Origin of the sequence: Alteromonas lipotrueae, assembly GCF_019249255.1 — a bacterium.
Classification (GTDB): domain Bacteria; phylum Pseudomonadota; class Gammaproteobacteria; order Enterobacterales; family Alteromonadaceae; genus Alteromonas; species Alteromonas lipotrueae.
In genome coordinates this window covers 319003-331726 of record NZ_JAESDJ010000003.1, presented here as the reverse complement: position 1 = coordinate 331726, position 12724 = coordinate 319003, and the positions used below count along the sequence as shown (strand labels likewise).

General features: G+C 42.6%; 8 protein-coding genes. 3 read left to right on the top strand and 5 right to left on the bottom strand.

The genetic code is table 11. The annotated features are described in order from the left end of the window. Positions 1–84: 84 nt before the first annotated feature. Positions 85–1014 carry a vWA domain-containing protein gene (locus KYS23_RS06705; RefSeq protein WP_218418263.1) on the top strand — a complete coding sequence of 310 codons (930 nt, stop codon included), beginning with the start codon at positions 85–87 and terminating at the stop codon, positions 1012–1014. 72 nt (positions 1015–1086) lie between these two features. On the opposite strand, the gene KYS23_RS06700 is transcribed toward KYS23_RS06705, so the two are convergent. From KYS23_RS06700 to KYS23_RS06680, 5 genes are all read right to left on the bottom strand, one after another. Then, the gene (locus KYS23_RS06700; protein WP_218418262.1) at positions 1087–4443 is read right to left on the bottom strand and encodes a DUF748 domain-containing protein; all 3357 of its coding nucleotides are present in this window, start codon (positions 4441–4443) and stop codon (positions 1087–1089) included. Positions 4444–4534: 91 nt separating this feature from the next. Beyond that, entirely contained in the window at positions 4535–5098 is a 564-nt protein-coding gene (locus tag KYS23_RS06695; protein ID WP_218418261.1) for a DUF2780 domain-containing protein, read from the bottom strand. Positions 5099–5498: 400 nt separating this feature from the next. After that, on the bottom strand, positions 5499–6806 hold the full coding sequence (locus KYS23_RS06690; RefSeq protein WP_159533143.1) for an MFS transporter: 1308 nt from the start codon (positions 6804–6806) through the stop codon (positions 5499–5501). 4 nt (positions 6807–6810) lie between these two features. Then, a complete protein-coding gene (locus KYS23_RS06685) occupies positions 6811–7155 on the bottom strand; it encodes a cupin domain-containing protein (protein ID WP_057789516.1) in 345 nt (114 codons plus the stop codon). Between the two features lie 414 nt (positions 7156–7569). Then, positions 7570–8448: an NAD(P)-dependent oxidoreductase gene (locus KYS23_RS06680; protein ID WP_159533141.1), complete on the bottom strand. Its 879-nt coding sequence runs from the start codon at positions 8446–8448 to the stop codon at positions 7570–7572. A 768-nt stretch (positions 8449–9216) separates the two neighbouring features. Here KYS23_RS06680 and KYS23_RS06675 point away from each other — a divergent pair. Together KYS23_RS06675 and KYS23_RS06670 are read left to right on the top strand one after the other, a co-directional pair. Continuing rightward, the gene (locus KYS23_RS06675) at positions 9217–9963 is read left to right on the top strand and encodes an SDR family NAD(P)-dependent oxidoreductase (RefSeq protein WP_218418260.1); all 747 of its coding nucleotides are present in this window, start codon (positions 9217–9219) and stop codon (positions 9961–9963) included. 415 nt (positions 9964–10378) lie between these two features. Then, positions 10379–12700: a polysaccharide lyase 6 family protein gene (locus KYS23_RS06670; RefSeq protein WP_218418259.1), complete on the top strand. Its 2322-nt coding sequence runs from the start codon at positions 10379–10381 to the stop codon at positions 12698–12700. The last annotated feature ends 24 nt before the right edge of the window (positions 12701–12724 follow it).

The window sequence follows — 12724 nt, the reverse complement described above, 5'->3', positions numbered from 1 at the left end:
TAATGTGTTGGCAAACGATTTTTAGCGCTCCATTAATGTCGAGGCTTTATGAAATTACGTAACAGGGAAGTCAACGTATTTAGTATGTCTGCACTTGATCTGTTTGCCTCGGCAATGGGGGCATTCATGTTTTTAGCCATTATTGCACTGCCTTTTTTCCCCAATACTGGGTCTTCACCTGAGTCTATAAGCGAGATTAAAAAAGAACTCGATGCTGCAAAAGAAAAAACAGCACAGACAGAAAAAGCGTTAGAGTCTACTCAGAAAAGTTTAGATGAGGCGAACAAAGAGCTTGCCGAGGGTATTAATAAATACCCCATCGAACTGATTATCACCATTGATATTAGTGGTTCAATGGCGGTGCCTTTGCAGCGCTTGAAAGACGCGATTAAGCGGCTCACCATTGAAGTGCCCAAAGTTACCCGTGAATTTAAGATTGGTGTGGTGGCCTATGGTGGAGATGGAAAATTTATCACTGTCCCAAGTGTTGTTATCACGAAAGCGTCAAGAGAGGGTTTTATTCAGCGGATAGACGCCCTTGAGCTCTTGCCTGGAGAGACCGATGTGCCAGAAGCGGTATCGAATGCCATGGCGATGTTCACACCACCAAATAATAAAGTACGAAAAGCTTACGTACTTATCGGTGATGTGGGGCCTTATGAAATGATTGGCCCTCAAAGCTTTGATATTTATGCCATATCGGAGGTTCAAGCAAACAGACTAATTAATGCAGGAAGAGGCGTTCAGGTGAGTAAAAACTATGAAACTGAAATCTTAAATAGCATAGGCAGTTTTATATCGAGCAATAAATTACGTAGTGTAATGGCTATGTACACAGGTAACGCAACCCGCCGTGGGGATGCGTCGTATAACGTTATCGCACTCACCAAACCGCATAGCATCCCGTTCTTCAAGGCTGTGGCAAATAAAGGTGGCGAAGACAATGGGCATTATTCAGAAGAGCCTTCAGAAATGCTATCAATGCTGCTTATTGCAGTATTAGCCGCGTCTTAATAAAGCGGCTAGCATGCAATAACTAATATGTAACAAGTAGTATTGAGAAATATGAATGAGCTAGCTGAAGAACTAGTTAGCTTCAAGCGTTAATGCTACGCCGCTCTTTTTAAGCTGTAAGTGTTGTCGACTATTCAGCAAAAACAAACGATTCGCGTCAACCGCAAGGTCATTTGCCAAGAAGTTCTTCACCGTTTTGGCGCGCGCATCAGCTAATTGGGCAAGTTCCCGCTTCGGTATGTCAATGGCACTTCTTACTTGGTTGTACATGGCGATATACAGCGCTTGTTCAACTTGTGCGGCATCAGGTGCTACTTGAACAGGTGTTGTTTCGCTATTTGCAGTATCTTTACCTTTATTGTCACCGGTATCGTTTTGCTGCAATTTAGCTATTACCACTACGCGTTCTTCTTCTACTGTTTTGCCGGTGCTGCTAACGAATAACTCACTTAATGCGTCAGCGAGAGGGCCGCTTATCGGCATGGTACTTGGCGACAAGCTTTCTGGGAGCGCCTCTTGGCCAGAAAGAGCCAACAGCTGTTGTTGCAGTTTCTGTTCTGCTAGTTCATAAGCGTCAGGTACTTCATCTACAGAGCCTTCAATATTCACGCGAAGCCCTGGGCGTTTTGATAGCGCATCTGCGAGGGTAGAGAGTTTACTTGATGCAACATCAGTTAACTGTGATGCGCCATGCGTGAAGTCAATCTCGTTAAGCTCATCGTCGTCGCTGCCGACTAAGTTCGCTAACAACGAAAATGGTGCAGTCACCGCTTTCGTGATCAAGTTCCCAATTGCTTTTAATATGATAGAGCCAAACCCAAAGGTTGGGCTATCTAAATCACCAGACACTTCAAGACCTAGATCGATAACACCGTTTGAGTCTTCTAATAAAGCTATGGCCAGCCCAAGCGGTAAGCTAAGCGCTTGGTCAGAGTCTGTTTTCCTACCTAAGGTAAGTTGGTCGATGACTACATGGTTATTGCCCGCTAATTGGTTATCCTCCAATAAATACTGTATATCGAGGGACAATAAACCTTTATCAATAAAGTGCCCCATATAAGTACCTGAATAAGGGTTTACAGACGTTAGTTCAGCACCCTCTACGGTAAAGGTGAGGTCTAAAAAGATATCATCTATTAATGGGTTAATCGCGCCGTACAAAGCGACTGGCGCATAGCCATCTATTTTGCCCTTTACGTCAACATTGGCGGCGGTGTCGGCATTTGATGAAAGCTTGGTAATACTGCCGTTTAAGCGTTCAATACCGGATGCAAAACGGGGGCGTAAAGAGTTATCAGCAAAGTAGGCGCTGCCATCATTAAAGACTATTTCATCAATGCGGATAACAAGCGCAGACGCTTCTTCTCCAGCGGTGGGGTTTGCTTCCTGATTTGATTCAGATTGGGTATCAGAACCCACTACTGGTGTGGAAGTAGGAGGAGATGTTGAAGCGGTTTGGTCAATGAGAATATTGCTGAAATTAGTTTTTTTATCTTCTGCAATCAGAAGCTTAGCGTAGGGTTTGTCCAGCGTGATTTTTTCTAAAGAAAGGGTGCTGTCAGTAGAATTATACTTAATACCTTTGACTTGAAAGTCGGCCCATTGCAGCAAAGGCTCTTGCTTTAAGTCATCGATAACCGTAAGTGGCGCTATGCTCGCCTGCCCATCAAATATTACTTTACTGTCACTGTTGGCTTCAAAACTACCTGAAAGATCTGCACTGCCATCTTCAAGAGCAAGATTTAAATACTGCCCCACATAAGGCTGAAGTTGGGAAAGGCCGAACTGGCGGATATCAATAGTACCCGACACGGCTTGAACATTTGCCAAAATAGCGCCTTTACTGCTTATTGATGAAGCGGGTGGGGCTATCGATGGCGTGGCTGATAGGCTTGAAGTGGAAGACTGCGCTAGGCTGCCACCGAGCTTCATATCAATAGTGTAATCGATTGGGGTTGTAAGGGTAGAATCTATCACGCCCGTGGTTAAATTTAGCGGAAATACTCGCCAGTTAACCCCGTCAGAAACCATACCTTCTTGTATGAGTACGTCGCCACCGTTTAGCGCGAACGTTTGCAGTACTACCCGCCACGCCGCTTTGTTACTTTGTGCGGAATTCACAGAAGCTGAGCTAGCGCTAAAACCTGATGAAGTTGGCGCTGTTGCGGTTGATGGTGGCGTCGCAGGTGAGTTTTTTGTAGCTGCTGCCACTGTTGTTGACGGTGTGCTCGTAGCCGCTGGCGGGGCATTTTCATCACGCCCTTTTGGGGTAAACATTGATACTAAATCTACGCCCGACTTGTCGATTTGAGCACTTACCCAAGGTTGCTCTAAGCTAACATTGGTAACATCAACCTGCTGGGTTTTGGTATCTAGCTTTATGTCACTAACACGTAATTCAGTAAGCTTAATTCTAGGGCTTTCTTTGTCTGAGATAACGAATTGAGATAAAGATAGGTCGGCATTATTTGCCTGAAAGCGAAAGTCGTTATTGTCTGCTGATAGATGATAATTTAAGGAAAAGCTTAGGACGCCGTCTGTTATTTTTGCATTAATCACGTCATCAGATAACGGCCAAAGTGGAGCTAATGCAATTTGGCTAGCTTTAAAACTACCCGCTATATCTATGGGGGATAGCTGAAATTGCCCATTGAATTGAACGTGGCCGCCTTCGGTGGTCGCTAAGGTAAACGCATAATGATTAGCGGATTTGTCTTGGTTGTTATCCACAGTGCTATTCGCACTAGTATCATCTGCATGAGCCGGACTATTGACTGCATCTACATTCAAAGAGCTGGCGAAGGTATCAAGATTGGTCAATGTGAACGACAGTTCTGGGTAATCAAGTTGTGTGTCGGTGACATTATCGGCTACTGAAATATGACCATTGCTCAGGCGAAATTCTCCCAGGCGAATATGAGGTATTTCGCTTTGCTCTTGCGCTTCAGGCTCGGTTGTATCCTCATTAGCTTTAGCGAGCGTATCTATAATGTCAGAAAAATTAAATACGGTGGTATTTTGATTAGACCCTGGTGAGGTATCACCTTCCGATACCCTCGCAAGGTGTGCATAAGGCGCATTTAGGTAGAAGTGTTCTAGGGTAGGGGTAAAGCTGAATAGGGTTTGCCAAAAGCCCACATCAACTTCAAGCTGTGTAAACGCAATAAATGGTTCGTCGTTACTGGCTTCCTCGATAGAAAATCCAGACACCCTGGCGCGTAGCAAGAAAGGATTGATACGAATACTTTCGATACTGACATTTCGGCCTAACTGTTCACTCAATATTTTTGGTGCTTTGGATTCAAGAACCATAGGCGCAACAAGGCCCAGTATTAACGCGTAGAATAAGTATGCCAACAGAAAGTAGGTAGCAATACGCCGCCATTTAGGTTGCTGCTTAAATGAGGTGGTTAAGTTTTTTATGGGCATAATTATTCTAGACGTATTAAATAGAAGAGAAAAAGGCGGCGAATAAGTGATGGCATAGGTCAATCACTAATACAGCCGCCAAAAATAAATATTAAAGCATTGAGGCTAAATTACCTAAGCCAGACTGAAGTAAAGATTGTGTTTCTTCATTGCTGTTCAGGTAAGTGTTAATTTGTGTGATAAAGCTGCTTATCATATCTGCATCTAAACCAAGTGCATCGAATTGTTGCTTTAATTCGTTAATAGAGCCTAGAGAGCTGCTGTATTCAGAGGCTTTACTTAGTAGTCCAGACATGGTTGAGCCGCCATTTGTAGAATCTGCTGCAACTAAAGGTACGTTTTCTAATAAAGAATCTAAACCAGGGATCGCACTGGCAAGTTCTGAATAATCAGAAGTCGTCAGGTTGCCTTTAGCATAATCAAAAATAGAGGCTAAACCGCCTTCAGATTGTGTTTCACTTACGCCCAAATTTTCTGACACCATACTTACCAAACTAGACACATCCATCGAGCTAGCCTCAGCCGCTTCTGTGGTTTGTGAAGATGGAATAGTGGCATCACCCAACATACCGTTAAGTTTGTTAAGCGTGTCGTTGGCAGAAGCGTGTGCCGAGAATGATAATGTAGCAATAACGAATAAAGATAAAATTTTCATAAGATTTTCCTCTGAAGTAGAAATCTACCGGGCTGTAGCTAGTAAGTCAGTAAACTAAGAAGCAAGGTGAGCGTCGGCCAAGCTCGATAGCATAATAGGTGAAATTTAGGCGGTATTCTGAGGCGCTATCCTAGCGTAAATAAAGTGCTATTGCCTGCAATAAAGTGTAAAGCCGCTTTACATTAGCATGGAAAATACGAAGCCAGGTGTAAGTTATGTAGCCACTATTTATTCTAAAATAGGCGGGCACGTTATTAGGTAGAGGGTTTGTATTAGGTAGAGGGTTTGGGCGGAAAGTATTGTGTAGGTTGCTGCTATTTGAGGCTATTACTTCAAAAAGACATTCAAGCCTGCAGGTAAATGGCCACAACGTATGTTGTAGCCATCGTCAGTACTTAGCTTAGTCTAGCTTTTTCAGTGGCTCAATTTTAGGAATCAATAACCATACCGCAGCCATTGCGACAATGGCGAGCGAAGCACCAATAATAAACGCAGGGGCATAGTTACCATCGGCGGTAAGGTAAGGGACCAATGCGGTTAACCCAACCGCCCCTAACTTTGCAGCCATGCCTGAAAAACCAGCCAAGGTGCCTACGGCTTTTTTGCCTAGCAAATCGCTTGGTAGTGTCTGTACATTGCCAATAGCGGTTTGAAAACCAAACAAGATGACCGCCATGATAATAACCGCCATGGTAGGAGAACCCGGTTGCGACATGGCTAAAAGCGATGGAAGCATAATTAAACAACCAAGCGTTATGGTCAGCTTTCTAGTTTTATCTGTATTCCATCCGGCCTTAAGTCTATTTTGGGCAAGTAAACCGCCAAACCAAGCGCCAAACATAGCGCCCACATAAGGTACCCAGCCGTAAATACCAATAGATTTTACATCCATGGCATACACTTCATTTAGGTAAATGGGGATCCAAAATACAAACAGCCACCAAATAGGGTCAATAGCAGCAGACGCTAAAATAACGCCCCAGCTCTGTTTACGCTTAAGTAGTTCACCGGTAGAAGGGTTGTATTCTTCTACATCTGTTTCAACCATGTCTGCTGACATCGTAGTTTGACGTTGGCCAGTAAGGATATACTCACGCTCTTCGTCAGTAATCCAAGGGTGTGCCCCAGGTGGTGCTTTCACCAGAATTAACCAAGGAATTAACCACAGTAATCCTACTGCACCCACAACAACAAACAGCATTTGCCAACTGAAATAAACGGTTAAAAATGCAATTAAGGGGATGGCAATAATGCCACCAATGGCAGCGCCTGAATTGAAAAGACCCTGCGCAAGAGCACGTTCTTTAGTAGGAAACCATTCTGCATTTCCTTTCGCAGCACCTGGCCAGTTGCCTGCCTCAGCAATGCCTAATATGGCGCGAAAGAGGCTAAAGGTTAGTACGCCCTGTGCAAATGCATGGGCAATGGTGGCCAACGACCATACGCCGATAGACAGCACAAAGCCTAAGCGGGTACCTACCCAGTCAAAAATTTTACCGAAAATGGCTTGCCCAAACGCGTAAGCAAATACGAATACAATAGAAATATTAGCGTAAATTTGCTTGCGTTCTAACGCTGATTCATCCGGAAATAACTCTTCAACAATATCAGGCCACAACACGCTAAGTGCCTGACGGTCGATATAGTTAATCACAGTGGCAAGCGCAATTAATGCGATTACCCACCAACGTAAGCCATTTAATTTCACAGTTTTATTCCTCTAAAAAGTCTTCGCGAGGAGGACTAAAGGTGTCAATTAATATACCACCAGTAGGACAAACTGCGCCGTGATCTGCATGAGGAGGAATAAGGCAGCTATCACCTGGCTTCATCACTTTTACTTCGCCATTGATGCTGAAGTGGAATTCGCCTTCAATAACGTAAGTGACTTGAGAGTGTCTGTGCGCGTGCACGTACCCTTCTGCGCCCTTGTCAAAAAAGACTTTAACCATCATTAATTCTTCGTTGTATCCAAGCATTTGGCGTTTTAGCCCGCCGCCGATATCTTCTATTTCAGTTTCGTTGCCGGATAAAAAAAGTGCGCTTTGCTTTTGCATTTTACTTGCTCCTAATAATTAAATAGCTCTTAAATGGCGGTCTACCATTTAACAAATAGGGTTTGGATTCTTATGTGAATTTGAAACGAGTGTCTTTGTGAGGTGTGTTGTTACCAAACGAAGCAAATACGCAAGAAGAAAGGGATCTTAATTGTGTGATATAGGAAAAGAAGCAGATAGGGTGTTACCTCACTTTTTATTGTTAATGAAACAGTTCAGTTACTCACACAGTAAGAGTTCGGTTAACTTCACAGCACGTTAACGACAGTCGTGTGCTTTCGTTATTGCCTTGTAACCCCAAAAATCACAGTAGTTTTGCTATTTGCTTTATAAATTGAAATATAACGAGGGGCTTAACACTAACCAGCATGAGTTATTGGTTGGTATCAAGCACCCTAGTAGCTCAGACAGGATCTACTTTTTTAACTTTAGAAAGTAGTCAAAAATCTCTGGTACGTTTCCGTTACCCATGCCAGCTTCAAACGCAGCCTGTAAGTTAGAAGACGAACCTTCTGCAATTTTAGACTGTGTTCCCAAGTCTTCTACCATTTGTAAGAAATAGCCAAGATCTTTATTCGCATTTGCAATTGAGAAACCAAGATCACTTACATCATCAACGGCATAGTTCTTACAGAACTGCATGAATGGTGAGCTAGACGGACCTGTCGACATAATGTCGAAAAGTTGTTGACGATCTACGCCAGCTAAGTCAGCAACAGCAAATGCTTGAGACATTGCACATACCGTTGTCATACCCATGAAGTTATTAATTAACTTAGTTGTATGACCAGCACCTAATGCGCCAAGGTGGAAAACGTTCTCGCCTTGGTCTTCTAATACAGGCTTAACCTTGTTGAAGGTATCGATATCGCCCGCAGCCATAATATTAAGCAAACCATCTTTAGCGTGAGCGGGTGTACGACCAAGCGGTGCGTCAATCATACCAACGCCTTTCTCTGCTAGGTCAGCACCAATCTTGCGAGTAGATGCTGGAATAGAAGTACCGAAGTCTACTAATACAGAACCTTCTTTCATGCCTGCAAGGATGCCATCTTCTGCATACATTACTTTTTCGACAATGGCTGAAGTGGTTAAACAAAGCATAACGATATCAGATGCTTCAGCTAGCTCTTTAGCCGAAGAAACTGCCTTGGCACCTCTTGCAACACATGCTGCTACCGCATCTTTGTTAAGGTCCATTACATTAAGCTCGTAGCCTTTCTTCTGTAAGTTTTCGACCATATTGCCGCCCATAAGGCCTAGACCGATGAAACCGATGACAGGTTTTGACATGTATAACTCCTAAAATATCATGGCGCAGACTGTACTGAGAGTGATGTGAACTTCACTTCATAGCCGAGTGCGCTATCTTGCTTCTAATTAATTTAATAAGTAATTTGAGCTGAGATTAACGTCTCGCTAAATAATTGGGTTCTGTGTCGAACAGTGTGACTATTGATAGATGTACCCACTAAAATAAAGGGGCAATAAATGCTTCCCACCAAAAGACCACTTACCAATTAAATATTCACCATTAACCAATGCCAAACTTAATTCGTGTCTCTTATCGACTAGTATGATGACAGTTCATTTTTCTTCTTGAACCAATCAGCATATCAAAAACATTATTAGTATCATGCCATATTGTCAACCAATAATTAAAGAGAGGTGCTAATTTGGTTTGTTTTTTAACTTGATTTTGAACTTTCGGTTAAAACAATTCTTTATCTTAAAAGTAACCTTTAAGTGATAATGTTGCTCTATAAGATTAATATATATGGTTTTTATTCTTAATGGGTGGTGTTTTTTAAATGTTTAATAACCGTGAATATCTTGATCTATTTGGTAATTTTAATTGGTAACTAGTAGTTTGCTGGAGGGTTGACGACTATCGTAGGCTTGGTTAGTCTTTGAACAGGTTGAGGGTTAAACCAGATTCAGATATTCATTCTAGCAGTTTTCGCCACAGATTCGAGTCATCCAGTTCACTGGTTTACTATCAACGAGCCTTTCGCGTGAATATCTACATAAATTGAAACATGAACTTCGGGAGATAAGACCATGTCGATGACAGGTAAAGTTGCAATTGTAGCGGGTGGTGGCAGAGATATTGGTGCTGCCTGTGCAGTAGAACTTGCTGCTCGTGGTGCTAATGTCGTTATTACGTATCAAGCAAGTGCCGACAGGGCGAAAGAAACTGTTGAAAAAATAGTAGCAGCCGGTGGTAACGCCATTGCTATTCATGCAGACCTCACTCAAAAAGCCGATGTTCATAATACGGTCGAAACCACTTTGTCTACCTACGGGGCAATAAATTGCTTAGTTCATGTCTCAGGTGGTTTGGTAGAGCGTAAAAAGATACTGGAAATGGATTTAGCGCATTGGCGCAACGTGTTAGATATTAACCTAACGTCTTTGTTTTTGACGGTGCAAGGTGTCATCCCTCACATGAAAGCCGGTAGTTCAATTGTCACCTTCTCGTCGCAAGCAGCACGAGATGGTGGTGGTGGCGGTGCTATTCCATACGCAACATCCAAAGGCGCTGTCTCGACCTTTACAAGAGGGTTAGCGAAAGAATTAGGGCCAGATATCCGCGTGAATTCAGTGTGCCCAGGTATGATTTCTACCGGGTTTCACGACACCTTCACCCCAGACACTGTCCGTTCGAATGTCGCGGGAGCAACCTGTATCAAACGAGAAGGCACATCTGAAGAAGTGGCTAAGCTGGTGGCATTTTTAACGAGTGATGATGCTTCCTACATGACCGGTAATAATGTAGATATCAACGGAGGCTTGCTTTTCTCATAGCAATAAACAAATGAACTTTTTCAATATAGATGATGTTGATAAATTATTACCGATAGTTAAATAAAAGCCTCCTTAGAGGCTTTTATTTTTGTGTGGTTTACAATTGAAAGACTAATATAATTCATTTAAATCAAGGTGACATTTATCTTTTTTGGTTTGGTAATATCAATAGGTATATTAATTGGTAATATAGAAAGTTAACAACTGGTTGACATTGTGTTGTGGGGTTGGTTACATTGATACCTAGTATCTTTCGGCTCGAGTTGAAACATTGTTGACTTTTTGCATGCCACTAATCAGTGCTCGTTATATGGTGTCGCTGCCTAAGCTTGATGCAAGTGTTAAATGTTTGAAGAGCCCCTTCTTTAATCATATAAAGGCGATTATCGTCTTTCAGATAACTTAGGTTGTTTGCATGAATGCTAGTGTGTTTTCTGTTCCTGTTTTAGTCACTTGTAGCCTACTCTTTGTTGCTGGCTGTAATTCAACTTCTCCACAAGCTGGTGCAAAAGAAGACAGCACCGATGTATCCAATCCTTTGTTACAAGTATCGCAATCAGATGGCATTTTAGTTGCCGATAAAAAGCAATTTCTCAAACAAACTAAGTCGTTAAAAGCGGGTGATACCATTGTACTTGCTGATGGCGTTTGGGAAGATTTTGAAATTTTACTTAAAGGTGTCGGTACACCAGAAAAGCCCATTACGTTAGAAGCGCAAACTAACGGCGGTGTTGTGTTATCAGGGCTATCTAACCTTCGACTAGCAGGTGAGTATCTTGTAGTAGAAGGCTTGGTATTTAAAGACGGATATAGCCCTACAGGTGAAGTGGTATCGTTTAAAGAGAACGACGACAACCTTGCTTATCATTCTCGAGTTACTCAGGTGGTTATTGATGGATTCAGTAATCCAGACAAATTTAACTCTGATAAGTGGGTTGTTATGTATGGTAGGAACAACCGCTTCGACCACAGTCATCTAGAAGGTAAAAGTAATGCGGGCGTAACGATGGCTGTGCGTTTAAATACGGAAGATAGCCAACAAAATCATCACCGTATAGATCACAACTACTTTGGCCCTCGTCCAATTTTGGGATCTAACGGTGGTGAAACCCTTCGCATTGGTACCAGTAAATACTCCTTAAGTGACTCATTTACCATTGTAGAGAATAACTATTTCGACAGATGTAATGGCGAAGTAGAAATCATTTCGAATAAATCTGGCAAGAATCAGTTTTTAAATAATGTGTTTTTTGAAAGCAGAGGTACGCTAACGCTTCGCCACGGCAATGGAAACCTAGTGGAAGGGAATGTGTTCTTTGGTAATGGCAAACACCATACCGGTGGTATCCGTATTATCAATGCCGACCAAACCGTTCGCAATAACTACATGGAAGGGTTAACGGGCATAAGATTTGGTGGCGGCTTTACCGTTATGAATGGTGTGCCGAATTCATCTATTAACCGCTACCACCAAGTTAAAAATGCCAAAATCGATAACAATACGTTGGTGAATTTGGACAATATCAACCTTGCAGCAGGTAGTGACGCAGAACGTACGGCAACGCCTATCAATAGCAGCTTCGCGAACAACGTAGTGGTAAATAATAGCGGCGAAAATCCATTTAAAATTTTTGATGATGTATCAGGAATTACATTTAAAAATAACCTAGCCAGCCAATTGCCTCAAGATGAACTAGCGCAAGGCTTCGATGTTAAAAATATCGAATTAGTGCGTGGCGAAAATGGGTTGTTGCAAAGTAAGCAAGCTCAGCAATTAGATATTGGCGCACCAGCATCTTTAAGCCCAACGCTAAAAGAAGACACAGGTGTAAACTGGTATGAGAAAGCTGGCTTACCCATAGATTTTGATTCGGGTAAAACAGTTAGCGTGAGCTCTGCGGATGAGCTTTACAGCGCAGTAGCCGAAGCAGAAAGCGGAAGCACAATACTGCTGAAAGCGGGGAGTTACTCGCTGAATAAGCAGCTACAGGTGAAAAGCGTAGTAACACTAAAAGCTGAGTCACCGCGCTCAGTTACCCTTTACCCCATGCGCTCTTTAATGATTGAGATTGAAGATGGGGGAAGCTTAAAACTTGATGGGTTGAATATATCAGGTAAAAAATCGCCAGACAGCGCTGGCAATGTGCTTATCCGCAACACTAAGTTACCTACCTTGTTTAATCACAAGCTTGCCATTCATAACACTCACATTACCGACTTGAATGTGAACCATTCCTCTCATGTATTCGATGCGGGTTACAGAAGCTTAGCCGACAGTATCGATATTACTGACAGTGTGTTCAAAAACATTACCGGTGACGTTCTACGTTTAGACAAAGAGCAAGATGACTTAGGTATTTACAATGCCGAATACGTCATCATTAAAAACTCTACTTTTTCAAACATTGAAGGTGCCATTGCAAAAATTTATCGCGGCGGCACAGATGAAAGTACCTTTGGCCCGCACTTCACGCTAACTAACAGTGATATATCGAATGTTGGAAAGGGTAAACGCAATAAATCCAAGTCTTCTATTTTTCTATTGGGTGTGCAGCAGAGCCTAATTAGCGGCAATACGTTTGTAGATAGCAAGCTAGTGACTATCGATCACACGGTAGGTGAGCCGCAAACTCAAATTCTCAATAACACCTTTGATTCTACGCCACTTCCTGAAGTGACCGAAACCTTTACTAAAGGGGCATCAACGGCGACGGTAAAAGGGAACCAGTCGAAGTGACACCCTGCGGGCTAACGCTTTAGA